Annotated in this window: 17 protein-coding genes and 4 tRNA genes; 7 read left to right on the forward strand and 14 right to left on the reverse strand. The window is 73.3% G+C overall.

Annotation, left to right across the window (positions count from 1 at the left end):
- Positions 1 to 83: 83 nt before the first annotated feature.
- Positions 84 to 156, reverse strand: a tRNA-Trp gene (locus tag ACZ7JZ_RS01910).
- 194 nt (positions 157 to 350) lie between these two features.
- On the opposite strand from ACZ7JZ_RS01910, the gene ACZ7JZ_RS01915 reads away from it, so the two are divergent.
- A complete protein-coding gene (locus ACZ7JZ_RS01915; protein WP_470932117.1) occupies positions 351 to 1577 on the forward strand; it encodes a pyridoxal phosphate-dependent aminotransferase in 1227 nt (408 codons plus the stop codon).
- Between the two features lie 115 nt (positions 1578 to 1692).
- Complete coding sequence (locus tag ACZ7JZ_RS01920; protein ID WP_470932119.1) at positions 1693 to 2712, forward strand: adenosine deaminase; 1020 nt, start codon at positions 1693 to 1695, stop codon at positions 2710 to 2712.
- Here the strand turns inward: ACZ7JZ_RS01920 and ACZ7JZ_RS01925 are convergent.
- From ACZ7JZ_RS01925 to ACZ7JZ_RS01965, 9 genes are all read right to left on the reverse strand, one after another.
- On the reverse strand, positions 2647 to 3186 hold the full coding sequence (locus tag ACZ7JZ_RS01925) for a hypothetical protein (protein ID WP_470932121.1): 540 nt from the start codon (positions 3184 to 3186) through the stop codon (positions 2647 to 2649). The genes ACZ7JZ_RS01920 and ACZ7JZ_RS01925 overlap by 66 nt on opposite strands.
- Positions 3187 to 3259: 73 nt before the next feature.
- Positions 3260 to 4315, reverse strand: a complete 1056-nt coding sequence (locus tag ACZ7JZ_RS01930; protein WP_470932123.1) for a UDP-N-acetylmuramate dehydrogenase — start codon at positions 4313 to 4315, stop codon at positions 3260 to 3262.
- An 89-nt stretch (positions 4316 to 4404) separates the two neighbouring features.
- Positions 4405 to 5865, reverse strand: a complete 1461-nt coding sequence (locus ACZ7JZ_RS01935) for a DHA2 family efflux MFS transporter permease subunit (RefSeq protein ID WP_470932125.1) — start codon at positions 5863 to 5865, stop codon at positions 4405 to 4407.
- 76 nt (positions 5866 to 5941) lie between these two features.
- Positions 5942 to 6511, reverse strand: a complete 570-nt coding sequence (locus ACZ7JZ_RS01940) for a TetR/AcrR family transcriptional regulator (RefSeq protein ID WP_470932127.1) — start codon at positions 6509 to 6511, stop codon at positions 5942 to 5944.
- 131 nt (positions 6512 to 6642) lie between these two features.
- The gene (locus ACZ7JZ_RS01945) at positions 6643 to 7071 is read right to left on the reverse strand and encodes a MaoC family dehydratase (RefSeq protein ID WP_470932129.1); all 429 of its coding nucleotides are present in this window, start codon (positions 7069 to 7071) and stop codon (positions 6643 to 6645) included.
- Between the two features lies 1 nt (position 7072).
- Positions 7073 to 7525 (reverse strand): FAS1-like dehydratase domain-containing protein, encoded by a 453-nt coding sequence (locus ACZ7JZ_RS01950; protein ID WP_470932131.1) that lies wholly within the window; start codon positions 7523 to 7525, stop codon positions 7073 to 7075.
- Between the two features lie 125 nt (positions 7526 to 7650).
- Positions 7651 to 7815, reverse strand: a complete 165-nt coding sequence (gene rpmG / locus ACZ7JZ_RS01955) for a 50S ribosomal protein L33 (protein WP_007265873.1) — start codon at positions 7813 to 7815, stop codon at positions 7651 to 7653.
- Between the two features lie 100 nt (positions 7816 to 7915).
- A tRNA-Met gene (locus ACZ7JZ_RS01960) sits at positions 7916 to 7988 on the reverse strand.
- Between the two features lie 46 nt (positions 7989 to 8034).
- Positions 8035 to 8107, reverse strand: a tRNA-Thr gene (locus tag ACZ7JZ_RS01965).
- Positions 8108 to 8405: 298 nt separating this feature from the next.
- Between ACZ7JZ_RS01965 and ACZ7JZ_RS01970 the strand changes: the two genes are divergently transcribed.
- Together ACZ7JZ_RS01970 and ACZ7JZ_RS01975 are read left to right on the forward strand one after the other, a co-directional pair.
- On the forward strand, positions 8406 to 9686 hold the full coding sequence (locus ACZ7JZ_RS01970) for an amidohydrolase family protein (RefSeq protein ID WP_470932133.1): 1281 nt from the start codon (positions 8406 to 8408) through the stop codon (positions 9684 to 9686).
- A gap of 43 nt (positions 9687 to 9729) precedes the next feature.
- Positions 9730 to 10386 carry an NAD(P)H-binding protein gene (locus ACZ7JZ_RS01975; protein WP_470932135.1) on the forward strand — a complete coding sequence of 219 codons (657 nt, stop codon included), beginning with the start codon at positions 9730 to 9732 and terminating at the stop codon, positions 10384 to 10386.
- Positions 10387 to 10425: 39 nt separating this feature from the next.
- On the opposite strand, the gene ACZ7JZ_RS01980 is transcribed toward ACZ7JZ_RS01975, so the two are convergent.
- Positions 10426 to 10857, reverse strand: coding sequence for a DUF3574 domain-containing protein (locus tag ACZ7JZ_RS01980; RefSeq protein ID WP_470932137.1), 432 nt, complete (start codon positions 10855 to 10857; stop codon positions 10426 to 10428).
- A 163-nt stretch (positions 10858 to 11020) separates the two neighbouring features.
- Positions 11021 to 11102: transfer RNA gene (locus ACZ7JZ_RS01985), tRNA-Tyr, on the reverse strand.
- Between the two features lie 198 nt (positions 11103 to 11300).
- Here ACZ7JZ_RS01985 and ACZ7JZ_RS01990 point away from each other — a divergent pair.
- The 3 genes from ACZ7JZ_RS01990 (at position 11301) to ACZ7JZ_RS02000 (ending at position 14785) form a co-directional block, all read left to right on the forward strand.
- Positions 11301 to 11789, forward strand: coding sequence for a YajQ family cyclic di-GMP-binding protein (locus tag ACZ7JZ_RS01990; protein WP_424212301.1), 489 nt, complete (start codon positions 11301 to 11303; stop codon positions 11787 to 11789).
- A 170-nt stretch (positions 11790 to 11959) separates the two neighbouring features.
- Positions 11960 to 13453, forward strand: a complete 1494-nt coding sequence (locus tag ACZ7JZ_RS01995; RefSeq protein WP_470932139.1) for a SulP family inorganic anion transporter — start codon at positions 11960 to 11962, stop codon at positions 13451 to 13453.
- Between the two features lie 84 nt (positions 13454 to 13537).
- Complete coding sequence (locus ACZ7JZ_RS02000; RefSeq protein WP_470932141.1) at positions 13538 to 14785, forward strand: APC family permease; 1248 nt, start codon at positions 13538 to 13540, stop codon at positions 14783 to 14785.
- Between the two features lie 372 nt (positions 14786 to 15157).
- Here ACZ7JZ_RS02000 and ACZ7JZ_RS02005 read toward each other — a convergent pair whose 3' ends face one another.
- Both ACZ7JZ_RS02005 and ACZ7JZ_RS02010 read right to left on the reverse strand, forming a co-directional pair.
- Positions 15158 to 16336, reverse strand: coding sequence for a barstar family protein (locus ACZ7JZ_RS02005; protein ID WP_470932143.1), 1179 nt, complete (start codon positions 16334 to 16336; stop codon positions 15158 to 15160).
- Positions 16333 to 16725, reverse strand: coding sequence for a YccF domain-containing protein (locus ACZ7JZ_RS02010; RefSeq protein WP_470932145.1), 393 nt, complete (start codon positions 16723 to 16725; stop codon positions 16333 to 16335). Before ACZ7JZ_RS02010 ends, ACZ7JZ_RS02005 begins: the two co-directional genes overlap by 4 nt.
- Between the last annotated feature and the right edge of the window lie 8 nt (positions 16726 to 16733).

The raw sequence follows: 16733 nt of genomic DNA on the forward strand, positions 1-16733 counted from the left end.
ATGGCCGTGCCGCGCCCGGTTGAGCCGCACGGCGGTGCATCGAAGTACGTACCTGCGCACACATCCGGCGAAGGAGTGTGGAGCAGGGCCGGAGGGACTCGAACCCCCAACCGCTGGTTTTGGAGACCAGTGCTCTACCAATTGAGCTACGACCCTTTGTTGCGTTCCCCAACCTACCGCATCGGAGCGGGTGCACGGTGTGCTCGCCCTCGGTGCGGCCGGTGAGGGCCAACGACAGGTGAGTGTACGTGGTCTTGGTCGCGACGTCGAACAGAAAGGTTCCGGACCTCCTCCGTCCGGTACTTGAAACGGTGTGCGGCGCTCGTTTTGCGTCTGGGACGATGGGCCGTATGAGCTCTGCAACGCCTTCCTCCGAGCGCCGGGTCTCCGCCCGTATCGGCGCCATTTCCGAGTCCGCGACCCTCGCCGTCGACGCCAAGGCCAAGGCTCTCAAGGCCGCCGGCCGCCCGGTGATCGGCTTCGCCGCGGGCGAGCCCGACTTCCCGACCCCGGACTACATCGTCGACGCGGCCGTCGAGGCCTGCCGTACGCCGAAGTACCACCGGTACACGCCGGCGGGGGGCCTGCCCGAGCTGAAGACGGCCATCGCCGAGAAGACCCTGCGCGACTCCGGCTACACCGTCGACCCGTCCCAGGTCCTGGTGACCAACGGCGGCAAGCAGGCGATCTACGAGGCCTTCGCCTCGATCCTGGACCCGGGCGACGAGGTCATCGTCCCGGCCCCGTACTGGACGACGTACCCCGAGTCGATCCGGCTGGCCGGCGGCGTGCCCGTCGAGGTCGTCGCCGACGAGACCACCGGCTACCGGGTCAGCGTCGAGCAGCTGGAGGCCGCGCGCACCGAGCGGACCAAGGTCGTCCTGTTCGTCTCCCCCTCGAACCCGACCGGCGCGGTCTACAGCGAGGAGGACGCGAAGGCGATCGGCCAGTGGGCCCTGGAGCACGGCCTGTGGGTGCTGACGGACGAGATCTACGAGCACCTGGTCTACGGGGACGCGAAGTTCACCTCGCTCCCGGTGCTGGTGCCCGAGCTCGCCGACAAGTGCATCGTCGTCAACGGCGTCGCCAAGACGTACGCGATGACGGGCTGGCGCGTCGGGTGGGTCATCGGCCCGAAGGACGTCATCAAGGCCGCGACGAACCTCCAGTCGCACGCGACCTCCAACGTGTCCAACGTGGCCCAGGTCGCCGCCATCGCCGCCGTCTCGGGCGACCTCGGTGCGGTCGCGGAGATGCGCAAGGCCTTCGACCGCCGCCGCCAGACCATGGTCAAGATGCTCAACGAGATCGACGGGGTCTTCTGCCCGACCCCCGAGGGCGCCTTCTACGCGTACCCCTCGGTGAAGGAGCTGCTCGGCAAGGAGATCCGCGGCGTGCGCCCGCAGACCTCGCTGGAGCTGGCCTCCCTGATCCTCGACGAGGCCGAGGTCGCCGTCGTCCCGGGCGAGGCCTTCGGCACCCCCGGCTACCTGCGCCTCTCCTACGCGCTCGGCGACGAGGACCTGGTCGAGGGCGTGACCCGGATCCAGAACCTGCTCGGCGAGGCCAAGGCCTGATCCGTACGAACGGGCGGTACCGCATCCCCGCGGTACCGCCCGTTCCTGCGTTCGGGGGCTCCACGATCGGGAAAACGTCCTCCCAAACCACCCGTTCGTGCGGCAGGATCTCCAGATGGAGCAAGTACGCGATCTCACGCTTCTGCCGAAGGCCCATCTCCACCTGCACTTCACCGGGTCGATGCGCCCCTCCACACTGCTGGAACTGGCGGACAAGTACGGAGTCCGGCTGCCGGACGCCCTGACCGCCGGCGAGCCGCCCAAACTGCGCGCCACGGACGAGCGGGGCTGGTTCCGCTTCCAGCGGCTCTACGACGCCGCCCGGTCCTGCCTGCGCGAGCCCGAGGACATCCGGCGGCTGGTCCGCGAGGCGGCCGAGGAGGACGTCCGCGACGGCGGGGGCTGGCTCGAGATCCAGGTCGACCCCACCTCGTACGCCCCCCACCTCGGCGGGCTGATCCCGGCGGTCGAGGTCATCCTCGACGCGGTCGAGTCCGCCTCCCGGGACACCGGGCTGGGCATCCGGGTGCTGATCGCCGCCAACCGCATGAAGCACCCCCTCGACGCCCGCACCCTGGCCCGCCTCGCCGTCCGCTACGCCGACCGAGGCGTCGTCGGCTTCGGGCTCTCGAACGACGAGCGCCGCGGTATGGCCCGCGATTTCGACCGGGCCTTCGCCATCGCCCGCGAGGGCGGGCTGCTCGCGGCCCCGCACGGCGGGGAGCTGACCGGCCCCTCGTCGGTCCGCGACTGCCTCGACGACCTGCACGCCTCCCGGATCGGGCACGGCGTACGGGCCGCGGAGGACCCCCGGCTGCTGCGCAAGCTGGCGGAGCGCGGGGTCACCTGCGAGGTCTGCCCGGCCTCGAACGTGGCCCTGGGCGTGTACGAGAAGCCCGAGGACGTACCGCTGCGGACCCTCTTCGACGCGGGCGTGCCGATGGCGCTGGGCGCGGACGACCCGCTGCTCTTCGGGGCGCGGCTGGCCGACCAGTACGAGATCGCGCGCCGCCACCACGGGTTCACGGACGCGGAGCTGGCGGAGCTGGCGCGGCAGTCCGTGCGCGGGTCAGCGGCCCCCGAGGGCGTCCGAGCGAAGCTCCTCGCGGGCATCGACCACTGGCTCGCCGGCTGAGGGGGCCGGTACGCCGCTGAGGGCGGGCATCCGGACGGCGGCGCGGGCCGCCATCCGGGTCAGGCGCAGGTCCCCCTCGTGGCAGTCGGCGCGGACGAGCCCGCCCGGGAAGCCGATCTCCAGGTGGGTGCGGCCGTAGTCGGGCAGGGCGTACTCCGTGACCGTGGTGACGGCTTCGCCGATGTGCTGGAGGAAGGGGTGGTCGCCGAGGTCCTCGCCGATCTCGATCCGCCCCCAGGCGCCCATGTCGTGGGACTCGTAGGACTCGTGGGGGGCGGAGGCCTCGACGATCAGGCACCAGTCGGAGCCGGTGGTGATCCGGGTGGCCTGGCCGAGGCTGTCGACCAGCCAGACGTCGAGGGGGACCTCGGAGCGTTCGCCCTCGTAGACGTGCCAGGAGGCGAAGACCCGCCGGACCGTCCGCCCGACCAGGCGGGTGGGGTCCGTTCCGGTTCCGTGCAGGGGGCAGCGCATGGCCGGCCGGGGTCTCCTCTGGTGTCCGGGGTCCTGGTACCCGTGTCGGTACCCGTCGTCGGCTGGGGCGGGGTCAGATGCGGACGCCGACGGTCACGGGCTCGTTGACGAGCGTGACCCCGAAGGCGGCGTGGACCCCGGCGACGACCTCGCGGGCGAGGGCGAGCAGGTCCTCGGTGGTGGCCCCGCCGCGGTTGGTGAGGGCGAGGGTGTGCTTGGTGGAGATGCGGGCGGGGCCGGTGCCGTAGCCCTTGGTGAAGCCGGCCTTGTCGATGAGCCAGGCGGCCGAGGTCTTCGTACGGCCTTCGCCGGCCGGGTAGGCGGGCGGGGCGGCGTCGGGGCCGAGGCGGTCCTGGACGCGGGCGAGGAAGGCGGCGTGCTCCTCGTCGGTGAGGACCGGGTTGGTGAAGAAGGAGCCGGCGGACCAGGTGTCGTGGTCGGCGGGGTCCAGGACCATGCCCTTGCCGGCGCGCAGGCGCAGGACGGTCTCGCGGGCGGCGGCGGCCGGGACGCGGTCGCCGGGGCCGACGCCGAGGGCGCGGGCGGTCTCGGCGTACCCGATGGGGGCGGAGAGGCCGCCGGCGTCCTCGAGCTCGAAGCGGACGCGCAGGACGACGTAGCGCTCGGGCTGGTCCTTGAAGAGGCTGTGGCGGTACGAGAAGGCGCACTCGGCGTTGGTCAGGGTGACCGTTTCGCCGCGGGTCCGGTCGTAGGCGACGACCTCGGTGATGGTGCGGGAGACGTCCTGGCCGTACGCGCCGACGTTCTGGATCGGGGTTGCGCCGGCGGAGCCGGGGATTCCGGCGAGGCATTCGATGCCGGCGAGTCCGGCTTCGACGGTGCGGGCGACGGCGTCGCTCCAGTTCTCGCCGGCGGCGAGTTCGAGGCGGGTGCCGTCGAGGTGGATGCCGCGGGTGGCGATGCGCAGGGCGGTGCCCTCGAAGCCCCCGTCGCCGATGACGAGGTTGCTGCCGCCGCCGATGACCAGCAGCGGGGTGCCCGCGGCGTCGGCGGCGCGGACGGTCTCGACCACTTCGGCGTCGGTGGTCGCGGTCACCAGGCGGGTGGCCGGGCCGCCGAGCCGGAAGGTGGTCAGCGGGGCGAGGGGGGCGTCGTGGAGTTCCTGCACGTGGACAAGAGTACGGTCCGCGGCCCCGGCTTCCCGGCGGGGCCACGGACCGTACGGGCGGTTGCGGGCGGGTCGGCGGGTGCCGTTGCTCACACCGCGGCGGGGGTCTTGCCGGTGGTCCCGGGGCGGGGTTCCGCGGGTGCGGCGGGGTCGCCGGGGGTGGGGGCCGGCGCCGTGCGGCCGGGGATGAGCAGGGCGAACAGGGCGGCGAGGGCGACGGCTCCGGCGCCTATCCACAGGGCGGGGACGGTGCCGTCGGTGAAGGCCCGGGGGCTCTCGTAGCCGCCGTTGGCCGCGAAGACGGAGGCGAGCACGGCCACGCCGAGGGCGCCGCCGACCTCGCGGAGGGCGTTGTTGGCCCCGGAGGCGCGGCCCCGGTCGGCCTCGCCCACGCTGGACATCAGGACGTTCGCGGCGGGGGCGAAGTACAGGGCCATGCCGATGCCGCCGAGGATCAGCGCGGGCAGCAGGGAGGCGTACGAGACCCCGGGGTCCAGCGCGGCGGCGAACCAGGCCAGGCCGGCGGCCTGGAAGGAGAGGCCCGCGACGACGACGGGGCGGCCGCCGATGCGGTCGGAGAGGATCCCCGCGAAGGGGGCGACGAGGATGGGCATGGCGGTCCAGGGCAGCATCCGCAGGCCCGCCTCGGTGGGGGTGAACCCGGCGACGCCCTGGAGGAACTGGGCCAGCAGGAAGATCGAGCCGAACATGCCGAGGAACATGAGCAGGCTCGCGATGTTGATGCCGGTGAAGGCGCGGCCGCGGAAGAGGCGCATGGGCAGCAGGGCGTGGGGGCTGCGGGCGCCGTGGACGACGTAGGCGGCGACGAGGGCACCGCCCGCGATGAGGCCGGTGAGGACCGGGGCGCTGGTCCAGCCCTCGGCGTTGGCCTTCACGAGGGCGTAGACGATGCCGAAGAGGCCGGTGCTGATCAGGAGGGTGCCGGGGAGGTCGAGGCGGGCGCCGGGGGCGGTGGACTCGGCGAGGCGCAGGCGGGCCAGGGGCAGCAGGGCCAGGCCGACCGGGACGTTGAGCCAGAAGATCCACTGCCAGGAGATGTGCTCGGTGAGCGTGCCCCCGATGAGGGGGCCGCTGGCGACGGCGAGGCCCGTGACGGCCCCGTATATCCCGAGGGCCATGCCGCGGCGGGCGGGCGGGACGGCGGCGGTGAGCAGGGTCAGGGCCAGCGGCATCATGATCGCGGCGCCGAGGCCCTGGACGGTGCGGGCGGCGATCAGGGCGTCGATCCCGGAGGAGAGGGCCGCGGCGGCGGAGGCTCCGGTGAAGACGGTGAGGCCGAGAAGGAAGAGCCGGCGGCGGCCGAAGCGGTCGCCGAGGGCGGCGCCGAGCATGAGGAGGACGGCGAAGGTGAGGGTGTACGCGTTCACCGTCCATTCGAGGTCTTCGAGCGCCCCGCCGAGGTCGGTGCGGATGGCGGGCAGGGCGGTGGTGACGACGAGGTTGTCGAGGGCTGCCATGAAGCTGGCGGTGCCGGTGATGACGAGGGCCCAGGCGGCGGGGCCGCGCATGGTGGTGGGCTGCTGGTTCATCGCTTCCCCAGGTGGTTAGTTATTGCTGACTAACTTCAACGGGCGGGAAAACGCGCGCGCCTCGCTGCGCGCGCGGTCAGTTCTCCGGGCTCCCCTGGGCGCGGGCCGAGGGGTAGAGCGCCTCCCAGATGGGGTGGTCGGGCGTGAACCCCATCGCGGCGAGGGTGTTGATCAGCATGCCGAAGGCCATGAAGGTGGCGGTCTCCTTCTCGTCGCCGCCCAGCGGCCGGCTGACGGTCTCCCACAGCTCCAGCCAGCTCGCCCGGACCATCTCGCCGAACTCCCGCTCCCCCGCCGCCTCGGCGGCCGCCACGGCCGCGTAGGTCTGGAGCTGCATCTGGAGCTTGTCGGGGTCCTCGGCGATGAGCTGGGTGTAGGCCCCCGCCATCGCGTTCAGCGCCTCCTCCCCCGCCAGCCCGTCCGCGGCCTCGGCGAACACCCGGCGGGTCTCCGCCATGCAGCGGTGGGAGGCGGCCAGGAAGATGGCCTGCTTGTTGGGGAAGAGCCGGAACAGGTACGGCTGCGAGACCCCAACGCGCTTGGCGATCGCCTCCGTGGACGTGCCGTGGTAGCCGCCGCGGGCGAACTCGTGCATCGCTGCACGGATCACGCTCTCGCGCCGCTCCGCGGCAGTCATCCTGGCCATACCTAGAAGTTAGTACTCAATCACTAACTCCGTCAACGAGGAACGGGGCCCTCCGCACGTGCCCCCGCACGCAGTACGGGTGTCCCCGCCGCGGCGGGGACACCCGTACTGCACTGCTCTCGGTGCCGCCGTCAGGCCAGCTGGACCACGGCGCGGGCCATGCCCAGCACCTTCTGGCCGGCGCTGGTCGCCGTCAGGTCCACGCGCACCCGGTTGCCGTCCAGCAGTACGGCGACCTTGCCGCTGACCTCGATGAGGGCGCCCTCGTCGTCGTTCGGCACCACCACCGGCTTGGTGAAGCGGACGCCGTACTCGACCACGGCGGCCGGGTCGCCGACCCAGTCGGTCACCACGCGGACCGCCTCGGCCATGGTGAACATGCCGTGCGCGATGACGTCCGGCAGGCCCACCTCCTTGGCGAACTTCTCGTTCCAGTGGATCGGGTTGAAGTCGCCCGAGGCACCCGCGTACTGCACGAGCGTGGCCCGGGTCACGGGGAAGGAGGCGCCGGGCAGCTCGGTGCCGGCCTCCACGTCCGCGTAAGAGATCCTGGCGGTCATCTCAGCCCTCCTCCGCCGCACGCGCGACGAGCTTCGTCCAGGCCGTCACCACGTGCTCGCCGGTGGCGTCGTGGACCTCGCCGCGGATGTCCAGGATGTCGTTGCCCGCCATGGACTTGATCGCCTCGATGGTGGAGGTCACGGTCAGCCGGTCGCCGGCCCGCACGGGGCGGTTGTAGGCGAACTTCTGGTCCCCGTGCACGACCCGGCTGTAGTCCAGGCCGAGCAGCGGGTCCGCGATGACCTCGCCCGCGGCCTTGAAGGTGATCGCGAACACGAACGTCGGCGGAGCGATCACATCGGGGTGCCCGAGGGCCTTCGCCGCCTCGGGGTCGGTGTACGCGGGATTGGCGTCACCCACCGCCACCGCGAATTCGCGGATCTTCTCCCGGCCGACCTCGTAGGCGTCGGTGGGCGGATACGACCGCCCCACGAAGGACTGGTCGAGCGCCATGGCTCACTACCTCCTGGTCGAACTGATCATTCCTGCACGGGCGAAACGAGCGGAAACGACACGAGGCCGCCCCCGGAAAGGGACGACCTCGTGTACAAGCCTGTTGGTCCGGAGACTCGCTGGGGTCAGCGGGTCTCGCGGTGCGCGGTGTGCGAGTTGCAGCGCGGGCAGTGCTTCTTCATCTCCATGCGGTCCGGGTTGTTACGCCGGTTCTTCTTGGTGATGTAGTTCCGCTCCTTGCACTCCACGCAGGCCAGCGTGATCTTCGGGCGGACGTCGGTGGCAGCCACGTGAGTGCTCCTTGACGGATGGATGGAAGGATGAACGCATAAAAGAGTAGCCGATTGGGAGACCGACCCCACAATCGGCTACTTTTGTTGCTACTTTGAGTAGCGGTGACCGGACTTGAACCGGTGACACAGCGATTATGAGCCGCTTGCTCTACCGACTGAGCTACACCGCTTTGATGTGATCGCCCCCCACCCGAGAGTGGAGGACCTTCACACCAGAGCCCCAATGCGGAATCGAACCGCAGACCTTCTCCTTACCATGGAGACGCTCTACCGACTGAGCTATTGGGGCGAGCGATGAAGACATTACACGGTCGGCTGCCGATCGCCCAAATCCTTTGCCGCACGGCCGTCGGCGCCCCCCTGCGGCGGGCCGCCGCGCCCCTCCCGACGCTCCCCGGAGCCCCTCCGGGCCCCTCGGGAACCCTCAACGACCCGGGTGCCGCACCGGTACGACTATTGCGCTCCCCCGTGCAGCCTCCCGCGGAACGGGCTCGTCCGCGACCTAGGCTCGGGGCACGCTGCGTGATCTTGAACCCGGGCGCCCTCGGGAGCCCGGCGACCCGAACGCCCGAGCCCGCAGGAGCACGATGCCCGACAGCCACCCGCAGCAGCCGCCCCACTCCCCCCGCAGCGGCGGGGAGGGATCGGGCCCGGGCGCACCTGCGGACCACGCCGGCACCCTGCTCCTGGCCGGGGCCCGCCTCACGGACGGCCGCACGGTCGACGTCCGGCTCAGCGGCGGCCGCATCGAGGCCGTCGGCACCGCGGGCAGCCTGGCCGCCCCCTCGCCCTCCCGGGTGGACCTCAGCGGCTACCTCCTCCTCCCCGCCCCCGCGGAACCCCACGCCCACGGGGACACCGCCCTCACCGCCGACTCCGACGGCCCCGTCTCGTACACCGGCGACGAGGTCCAGCGGCGGGCCACCGAGGCGGCCCTGCTCCAGCTCGGCCACGGCGCCACCGCCGTCCGCTGCCACGTGCGCATCGGGGGCGCGCACGGGCTCGGCCCGCTGGAGGCCGTCCTGCAGGCCCGCCGCTCCCTGCGCGGGCTGACCGACCTCACGGCCGTGGCGGTGCCGCGGCTGCTGACCGGGGTGGCCGGCTCGGACGGGCGCGCCATGCTGCGCGACGCCGTGAAGATGGGCGCGGCGGTGGTCGGGGGCTGCCCCGACCTGGACCCCGACCCCACCGGCTACGCCGAGGCCGTCCTGGAGCTGGCCGCCGAGCACGGCTGCCCGGTGGACCTGCACACGGACGGCGACGACCCGGCCCGGCTGACCCGGCTGGCCTCGATGGCGGGCGGGCTGCGGCCCGGGGTGACCATCGGCCCCTGCGGGGGCCTGTCCCGGCTCCCCCTCGACCTGGCCACGCGGGCCGCCGGCCGGCTGGCCGCCGCCGGGATCGCCGTCACCGCCCTCCCCCAGGGCGACTGCGCCGCCCTGGAGCGCCGTGGGCTGCGCACCGCCCCCGTACGGCTGCTGCGCTCGACCGGGGTGCGGGTGGCGGCCGGCAGCGGGGCCCTGCGGGACGCCGCCAACCCGGTCGGGCGCGGCGACCCCCTCGAAGCGGCGTACCTGCTGGCCACCCAGGGCGGTCTGCGGCCGGCCGAGGGGTACGGCGCCGTCAGCGCGGCCGCACGCGAGGCGATGGGGCTGCCCGAGGTGCGGATCGAGGCGGGCTTCCCCGCCGAACTGCTCGCGGTCCGCGGCGACCGGATCTCCGGGGTGCTCTCCCTGGCGTACAGCCGCATCGTGATCCACCGCGGCCGGGTGGTCGCCCGGACCAGCGCGGTGCGGGAGTACTGCGACTCGGCCGTCGCGGCCGGCCTGGACCTGCCCCGGCAGGGCCGTATGGAGCCGGGCCCCTGAGCGTTCGCGGGCGGGGGCGCGCCGGCCGTCGTACGGTCGGCACATGCGCATCGTCATCGCTGGTGGACACGGTCGGATCGCGCTGCGGCTGGAGCGGCTGCTCGCCGTGCGCGGATACGAGGTCGCGGGGATCATCCGCGACCGGACACAGGGCGACGCCCTCCGCGAGGCCGGGGCCGAACCGGTCCTGTGCGACCTGGAGACGGCCTCGCTGGAACAGGTCGCCGCCGTGCTCCAGGGCGCCCACGCGGCCGTCTTCGCGGCGGGCGCCGGGCCGGGCAGCGGCGCCGCCCGCAAGGACACCGTGGACCGCGCGGCGGCCGTGCTGTTCGCGGACGCGGCCGAACGGGCCCGCGTCCGCCGCTTCCTGATGCTCTCCTCGATGGGCGCGGACCCGCAGCGGGAGGGGGACGAGGTCTTCGACGCCTACCTGCGCGCGAAGGGCGCCGCCGACGCGTACGTGCGCACCCGGCTCGGGCTCGAATGGACCGTGCTGCGCCCGGGCGCCCTGACCGACGCCCCGGGCACCGGCCTGGTCCGGCTCGAAGCGTCTACCGGCCGGGGCTCCGTACCGCGCGACGACGTCGCGGCCGTGCTGGCCGAGCTGATCGACACCCCGGCCACGGCCGGACTGACCCTGGAGCTCGTCTCCGGCTCGACTCCGCCCGGAGTCGCGGTCAAGGACGTGGCCGGAAACTGAACCGGGATCCCGGCCCGCACCCGGCTGCCCGAGCCGCCCTCAGAAGTCCACGGCAGCCTGGTCGTCGGCCCGCCCGACCGACTCCTGCGCGTACTGCTTCTCGTACGCGTCGCGGATCCGCTCGATGCGGTCGTCGCTCGCCGCCGCCCTGTCCTGCGGATACAGCAGCACCAGCGTGTAGGACCGCTCCCGCTCGATGACCCCGGCCCGGTTGCGCCACTGCCCGCGGCCGGTCGTGACGGTGAGCCCGTCGGGGAAGGCCGGGGTGACCTCGCGGTCGACGAACTGCTGGAACTGCCGGTCCGTCACGTCCCCGCGGCCGTCGGCCCGCACGGTCCCGAAGAACAGCCTGGTCTCGACGTACGCGGCCCCCCGCCGGCCGGCGGGCCCGTCCTCGAGCGCGGCCTGCGCCGCGGGCAGCCCCGCCGCGAGCCCGCCCACCAGGAACCCGCCGGCGAGCATCGCCCTCATCAGGGAATTTCGCATCATGCCGGGACAACGACCCAGCCAGCCGACCGGTACGCCCGTCCAGCGCCCCAGTACCCGTCCGGAGCGGCTGGATCCGCGCACACGATCGGCGCATACGAGGAGACCCCCGCCCTGCGTTTCCGCAGGTACGGGGGTCTCTTTCGCGTGGCGGCGCCAGGATTCGAACCTGGGTAGGCTAAGCCGACGGATTTACAGTCCGCTCCCATTGGCCACTCGGGCACACCGCCATGGAATGTTGTCTTGGAGGCCGCTTGCGCGGTGCTCCGTGGCAACGACGTAAACGATACCCGATGCTCGGGGGTGCTTCGCCACCGGATTGATCAGCGCTCGGGCGAGCCGTGGTGGCTAGGCTTTGCGGAGCGGTCCGGCCGGGTCCGGTCCGCGCCTTTTGACTCATCGCAGCCGACATCAAGGAGCCACAGGACATGGCCGACTCCAGTTTCGACATCGTCTCGAAGGTCGAGCGGCAGGAGGTCGACAACGCCCTCAACCAGGCCGCCAAGGAGCTCTCGCAGCGCTACGACTTCAAGGGCACCGGCGCCTCCATCGCCTGGTCCGGCGAGAAGATCCTGATGGAGGCGAACTCCGAGGAGCGCGTGAAGGCCGTCCTCGACGTCTTCGAGACCAAGCTGGTCAAGCGCCAGATCTCCCTCAAGGCGCTGGACGCGGGCGAGCCGCAGCTCTCCGGCAAGGAGTACAAGATCTTCGCGTCGATCGAGGAGGGCATCTCCCAGGAGAACGCCAAGAAGGTCGCCAAGATCATCCGTGACGAGGGCCCCAAGGGCGTCAAGGCCCAGGTGCAGGGCGACGAGCTGCGCGTCAGCTCCAAGAGCCGCGACGACCTGCAGGCCGTGCAGCAGCTCCTCAAGGGCAAGGACCTGGACTTCGCGATCCAGTTCGTGAACTACCGCTGACCCCTCCCCGCAGCACCGCGCGCCCCGGGTACGCCCTCGGCGCGCGGTGATCGCGTACGGCGCGCGTGCGGCGCGTGCCCCGTGAGCTACCCCCTGTGGGCCCTTGGGCCCGGGCCCGTGCGCCCGCCACGCTGGGTGACACCGATCACCGTGTGGACAGGGGGTTTCGCATGCCCGCAGGCACGCTTCGAGACGATCTCGGCGCGTCCGTGGTCGTGGCGCTGGTGGCGCTTCCGCTGTGCGTGGGGGTGGCCGTCGCCTCCGGGGTGCCGGCCGAGCTGGGGCTGGTCACCGGGGTGGTGGGAGGACTGGTCACCGGCTGGTTCCGGGGCAGTTCCCTGCAGGTCAGCGGCCCGGCCGCCGGACTGACCGTACTCGTCTACGAGGCCGTGCAGACGTACGGGCTGCCGGTGCTCGGCGTCCTCGTGTGCGCCGCGGGGGTGCTCCAGCTCGGCATGGGGGCGCTGCGCCTCGGCCGGTGGTTCCGGGCGATCTCGGTGGCGGTGGTGCAGGGCATGCTGGCCGGTATCGGGCTGGTGCTCATCGCCGGGCAGCTGTACGCACTGGGCGATGCTCCGGCCCCGGCCGCAACCCTGGACAAGTTCGGGGGTCTGGGTGCGGTCGCCGGGGAGCTGTCCTGGACGGCGGTGGCCCTGGGGGCGGGCACCGTGGCCGTGATGGCGGTGTGGCGTCGGCTGCCGTCGGCCTCGAAGGCGGTGCCGGGCGCGCTGGTCGCGGTGGGGGCGGCGACCGCCGTCAGTGCGGTGCTGTCCCTGCCGGTCGCGAAGGTGGAGGTCACCGGGGTGCTCTCGGCCGTCACCCCGCCGGGGGCCGGGGAGCTGGCAGCGCTGTGGTCGCCGGGGGCGCTGGCGACCGTCCTGGCGCTGGCGCTGATCGCCTCCGCCGAGACCCTGTTCAGCGCCGCCGCCGTGGACCGGCTCCACGACGGTCCGCGGACGGACTACGACCGCGAGCTGGTGGCCCAGGGGGCGGGGAACACCCTCTGCGGGCTGCTCGGCGCCCTGCCCATGACCGCCGTGATCGTGCGCAGCGCGGCCAATGTGGAGGCGGGGGCCCGGACCCGGGCCTCGCGGATCCTGCACGGGCTGTGGCTGCTGCTCTTCGCCGTGCTGCTGCCGCAGACCCTGGAGGCGGTGCCGCTGGCCGCCCTCGCGGGGGTGCTGCTGCACGCCGGCTGGAAGCTGCTGCCGGCCCGGGTGCTGCTGGCCCTGTGGCGCTCACGCCCGCACCGGGGCGAGGCGGTGGTGCTGGTGGCCACGGCCGGGGCGATCGTCGCCACGAACCTCTTCGAAGGGGTGCTGCTGGGGCTGGGGCTGGCCGTGGCCAAGGCGGCCTGGGAGACCTCCCACGTCCACATCGAGGCCGTGCCGGACGGGCCGGAGGCGGAGGCGGAGGGGTGCGGGGTCCTGCGGGTGCGGGTGCTGGGGAATGCGACCTTCCTGCGGCTTCCCAAACTGCTGGACGCTTTGGACGCGCTGCCCGCCGACCGGGCCGTACGGCTCGACCTGAGCGGGCTGCGCCACTTGGACCACGCCTGCCTGACGGCGCTGGACGGCTGGGAGCAGCGGCGGGGCCTGACGGGGAAGGGGGCGCCGGGCGGGGGTCTGGTGCCCGGTCGTGAGGGGGCCGCGGAGGCGCCGTAAGGGCGCGGGCAAGGGGGCCCGGGGGCGGTGAGGGAGTGGCGGCCGCCCGGTGGGGCCCGGGCGGGGCGGCCTAGGGTTCGGTCCATGACACAGGAACTGCGGCGGACGCTGGGTGTGTCCGATGCCGTGCTGGTGGGGCTCGGGGCGATGGTGGGCGCGGGGATCTTCGCCGCGCTGGGGCCGGCCGCCGGTGCGGCGGGCTCCGCGGTGCTCGCCTCGCTGGTCCTGGCGGGGGCCGTGGCCTACTGCAACGCGTCCTCCTCGGCGCGGCTCGCCGTACGCCACCCGGCCTCGGGCGGTACGTACGTGTACGGCCGGGAGCAGCTCGGGCCGTTCTGGGGGTATCTGGCGGGCTGGGGCTTCGTGGTCGGCAAGACCGCCTCGTGTGCGGCGATGGCGCTGACGGCCGGGGCGTACCTGTGGCCCGGCCAGGCCCATGCCGTGGCTGTGGCGGCCGTGGTGGCGCTGACGGCGGTGAACTACGGCGGGGTGCAGAAGTCCGCGCTGGTGACGCGGGTGATCGTGGCGGCGGTGCTGGCGGTGCTGGCCGCGGTTGTCGTGGCCTGCCTGGGCTCGGGGCAGGCGGAGGCCGCGCGCCTGGGCTGGGGCGGCGGCGCGGGCGGGGCCGGGTTCGGCGGGCTGCTCCAGGGCGCCGGGCTGCTCTTCTTCGCCTTCGCGGGGTACGCCCGGATCACCACCCTGGGCGAGGAGGTGCGCGATCCGGAGCGGACGATCCCGAAGGCGGTGCCGCTGGCGCTGGGGATCGCGCTGGCGGTGTACGCGGCGGTGGCGGTCGCGGTGCTGTCCGTCCTGGGCCCGGACGGGCTGGCCGCGGCCACGGCTCCGCTGGCGGATGCCGTACGGGCCGCGGGGTGGCCGGAGTTGGTGCCCGCGGTACGGGCGGGGGCCGCGCTGGCGGCGCTGGGGGCGCTGCTGTCCCTGATCCTCGGGGTGTCCCGGACCACCCTGGCGATGGCGCGCGACGGCCACCTGCCGCGGAGGCTGGCCGCCGTGCACCCGCGGTTCCACGTTCCGCATCGCGCGGAGCTGGCGGTGGGCAGCGTCGTGGCCGTGCTCGCGGCGACGGCTGACGTGCGCGGTGCGATCGGCTTCTCTTCCTTCGGGGTGCTCGCCTATTACGCGATCGCGAACGCTTCGGCGTGGACGCTCGGTTCAGTTGTCAAGGTGCGGGTCGTGGCGGCACTGGGGCTGGCCGGCTGCGTACTGCTCGCGTTCTCCCTCCCGGTGTCCTCGGTGGTGGCGGGCTCTGCCGTGCTCGCGTTGGGCGCGCTCGCGTACGGCGTGCGGCGGCGGTTCACACGCGGGACCTGAACTGCTCCCGGGATATGGACTGCAGCTCCGGATAAGGGATATGCCGCCGGGAGTGGACCGGAAGGCTGGGCTCCGCGCGCCAGGCGGGGCCGGCCGGGAAGGGCAGGGCCCCGGGAGGTGGGCCGAACCAGCTTTCAGCGGTGAGCGAGTGGAGCGCGGCGCGCAGCGGAGGCGGGGCGAAGTCCCGTATCTCCTGCGCACGGGCGGCCTCCGCCGGCGCGAGGGGGGCGGCCCGGATTCCCGCGCGGAAGGCGCGGGCACGGGAGACAGCTTGCTCTAGCAACTGCTCGGATTCGTTCATGCCCCCATCGTGCCGGACCCCGCCGACAACTGTCATGGCCTGTGGATTACTTGGGAGCGGTGGGCAAAAGCTCAGGCAAGGACCACCTCGATGCCCTCCGCTTCGAGGATGGCGACCACCTCGCCGAAGGCCGGGGGCGGGAAGCGCAGGGGGCTGGTGCCGAGGCAGCGCCGGGCGACGCCGTGCCCGTGCCAGACGATCGCGGCGGGCCTTCCTGCACCGAATCCGCCGCCCAGGGCGTCCGCAAAGCCGTTCCAGCAGCGGCCGTAGTAGCCCCCGGGGCCGTTCGCGGCCTCGCCGAGGGCGCAGAAGAGACCATTGGTGTCGGTGACATGGCTGCCGTCCAGGTGCCAGACGCCCCCGGCCGGGCGGTCGGGGGCGTCCCGGTCCCGGTGGTCGAGGGCCAGGCCGAGCCAGTGGCCGCGGGCCTCGGGGCCGAGGGCGGCCCAGAGGTTGGGGCGGTCCGGACGGCCCGCCTCCCAGGGCTCGGCCGCCGCGGCCAGCGCGAGGGGTACGGGGGGCATGGCGAGGGTCAGGTCCCAGCGGCCGGGGGTATCGCGGGAGGGCACCCAGGTCTCGACACCGGGGTGCGCCAGCACGGTCGCAGTGCCGGCCGCGGTGACGCGGCGCAGCTCCCGGTAGGCCAGGGCGGTCCGGCCGGAGGCCGTGAGGAGCTCGCGCAGCGGGCCGTGGACCGAGGCGCGCAGCAGGCGGGGCGCGGGAGGGGCCGGGCGGTCCGGCCCGGTGCCCGGGAGGGGGCGTACGTCCTCGCAGCAGCCCCAGGGTCCCGGGGCTGCGCCTTCCAGGGAGAAGGCCGGGGAAGGCGAGGAGGGGCGGCGACGGGCGATGCCGGTCTGGGCCTCGGGGAGCGCGCCCTCCACCACGAGGTCCAGGGGCCCGCCCTCCCGTACACCGGCCGCGTCGGAGGGGCCTAGTGCGCGGGAGGCGGCCGTACCGGCCGGGCGGACGGCGAGGACGCGGACGTCCTCCAGGTACCACTCCCCCGTCGGAGCGCCGTTCGCACCGAGGGTGACCAGGGTCAGGAAGCCGAGCGGGGCCCCGCCGAGCCGGGAGGCCTCCGCGACCGCTGCGGCGAGCTCGCCCTCCGGGGTGCAGCCCAGGAGCTCGTAGCGCACGCGCAGCGGCGGGGGCGGGTCCCCGTACAGGTCCTCCGCGGCCGGGGCGCGGGCCCACAGAACGGCGGCCCCGTCCTCGGTCTCGCCCCAGAGCTCGTACCGGCCCGGGGTCACCGGGAGGCGAACGGGGCGTCCGTGGGCACGATCTCGCGGCCGAGCGGGAGGAGTGAGATCGGGATCATCTTGAAGTTCGCGATGCCGAACGGGATGCCGATGATCGTGAGGCACAGGGCGATGCCCGTCACGATGTGCCCGAGGGCGAGCCACCAGCCGGCCAGCACCAGCCAGAGCACGTTGCCCACGCAGGAGGGTGCGCCCGCGTCGCGGCGCTCGACCGTCGTGTAGCCGAAGGGCCACAGGGCGTACAGCGCAATGCGGAACGAGGCGATGCCGAAGGGGATGCCGATGATCGTGATGCACAGCAGGGCGCCCGCGAGCAGGTACCCGAGGAACAGCCAGAAACCGCTGAGCACGAGCCATATGACGTTGAGGATTGTCTTCATCGGTCCAT

The sequence above is a fragment of the Streptomyces sp. NPDC038213 genome (genome assembly GCF_055600495.1).

Coding starts and splice junctions, on each gene's coding strand:
- ACZ7JZ_RS01915 (WP_470932117.1), top strand. CDS start 351: ATGAGCTCTGCAACGCCTTCCTCCGAGCGCCGGGTCTCCGCCCGTATC.
- ACZ7JZ_RS01920 (WP_470932119.1), top strand. CDS start 1,693: ATGGAGCAAGTACGCGATCTCACGCTTCTGCCGAAGGCCCATCTCCAC.
- ACZ7JZ_RS01925 (WP_470932121.1), bottom strand. CDS start 3,186: ATGCGCTGCCCCCTGCACGGAACCGGAACGGACCCCACCCGCCTGGTC.
- ACZ7JZ_RS01935 (WP_470932125.1), bottom strand. CDS start 5,865: ATGAACCAGCAGCCCACCACCATGCGCGGCCCCGCCGCCTGGGCCCTC.
- ACZ7JZ_RS01940 (WP_470932127.1), bottom strand. CDS start 6,511: ATGGCCAGGATGACTGCCGCGGAGCGGCGCGAGAGCGTGATCCGTGCA.
- ACZ7JZ_RS01945 (WP_470932129.1), bottom strand. CDS start 7,071: ATGACCGCCAGGATCTCTTACGCGGACGTGGAGGCCGGCACCGAGCTG.
- ACZ7JZ_RS01950 (WP_470932131.1), bottom strand. CDS start 7,525: ATGGCGCTCGACCAGTCCTTCGTGGGGCGGTCGTATCCGCCCACCGAC.
- ACZ7JZ_RS01970 (WP_470932133.1), top strand. CDS start 8,406: ATGCCCGACAGCCACCCGCAGCAGCCGCCCCACTCCCCCCGCAGCGGC.
- ACZ7JZ_RS01975 (WP_470932135.1), top strand. CDS start 9,730: ATGCGCATCGTCATCGCTGGTGGACACGGTCGGATCGCGCTGCGGCTG.
- ACZ7JZ_RS01980 (WP_470932137.1), bottom strand. CDS start 10,857: ATGAGGGCGATGCTCGCCGGCGGGTTCCTGGTGGGCGGGCTCGCGGCG.
- ACZ7JZ_RS01990 (WP_424212301.1), top strand. CDS start 11,301: ATGGCCGACTCCAGTTTCGACATCGTCTCGAAGGTCGAGCGGCAGGAG.
- ACZ7JZ_RS01995 (WP_470932139.1), top strand. CDS start 11,960: ATGCCCGCAGGCACGCTTCGAGACGATCTCGGCGCGTCCGTGGTCGTG.
- ACZ7JZ_RS02000 (WP_470932141.1), top strand. CDS start 13,538: ATGACACAGGAACTGCGGCGGACGCTGGGTGTGTCCGATGCCGTGCTG.
- ACZ7JZ_RS02010 (WP_470932145.1), bottom strand. CDS start 16,725: ATGAAGACAATCCTCAACGTCATATGGCTCGTGCTCAGCGGTTTCTGG.